This window comes from Oscillatoria sp. HE19RPO (assembly GCF_024220515.1).
Classification (GTDB): Bacteria; Cyanobacteriota; Cyanobacteriia; order Cyanobacteriales; family Laspinemataceae; genus Laspinema.
On sequence record NZ_JAMXOT010000367.1, the window covers coordinates 1 to 1,179 of the forward strand.

Below are 1,179 nucleotides of genomic sequence, written 5' to 3' on the forward strand. Positions count from 1 at the left end.
TCGGGAATCGCCTGTATGGAGTCACGGGCGATTCCCGAATCGCCCCTACATAGGGTAGATTTACTCGTGACGTGGCTCTGCCGCGTCACGAGCACAAGCTCACGAGCAGAAAATTTGGTTTCCTCAGTGGCAAGGACAGGTTAAAATGGGCGTGCTGTCTCTATCCGTGCGGCAATGAATGAACAACGAGTGCAGTCTTATCTCTCCCTGATTCAACAACTCCTCACCTGTCCGAGTGGGGAAGAACCGCAAATCCTCAACCAATCCCTGGAGTTGGTGGATGAGGGGTTGGTGCAGATGTGCGAGTTGGTGGCAGCACAGTTGCAGGAACAGGGAGAGGAGAATCAGGCGGCGTTTCTGCGAAATTTGGCGCAACAGTTGAGGAAATTTTTAGGGCAGGAGGCAGCGCAACCATCCCAAAACGAGACAATACCCGCAGAATACGAAGCCTTTTTGCAAGAAGGCCTGCGCTTGACGAGGGAAAGTGATGTTAATCCCTCCGTTGTGTATCCCTTTCTTGCCAGTCAGCAAGCCAAACTGAATCAGGATTTGATTGCCCTTATTCCCGCCATTGCCACAAGCAATAACATTGCTACTCTGTTTAGTTTTGCCAATTTAGTCGCACAATTTCCCCTCGGTCAACGGGCGGTTAATCTAGAAATTGCCATCGCTATCTACACCAAAGCCCTCGATGTTTTTGACCACCAGAATGATGCAACGAGCTGGGCAAACATTCAAAATAACTTGGCAAATGCCTACTTATACCGCATCCGGGGAGAGCGAGGGGAGAACCTAGAGCGGGCGATCGCCTGCTACGAAGCGGCTTTAACAGTCAGAACCCCCAGCGCCTATCCCGAAGATTGGGCAATGACGAAAAATAACTTGGCAATTGCCTACCGTAACCGCATCCGGGGAGAGCGAGGGGAGAACCTAGAGCGGGCGATCGCCTGCTACGAAGCGGCTTTAACAGTCAGAACCCCCAGCGCCTATCCCGAAGATTGGGCAATGACGCAAAATAACTTGGCAAATGCCTACGGTGACCGCATCCGGGGAGAGCGAGGGGAGAACCTAGAGCGGGCGATCTCCTGCTCCGAAGCCGCTTTAAAAGTCTATACCCCCAGCGCCTATCCCGAACAATGGGCAGCTACGCAAAATAACTTAGGACTTGCCTACGGTAAC

At 52.3% G+C, this 1,179-nt stretch carries 1 protein-coding gene; it reads left to right on the plus strand.

Annotated features, from left to right (window positions below):
* Positions 1–174 precede the first annotated feature (174 nt).
* On the plus strand, positions 175–1,179 hold a 1,005-nt coding region (locus NG833_RS26770), incomplete at its 3' end, for a tetratricopeptide repeat protein (protein ID WP_254568325.1).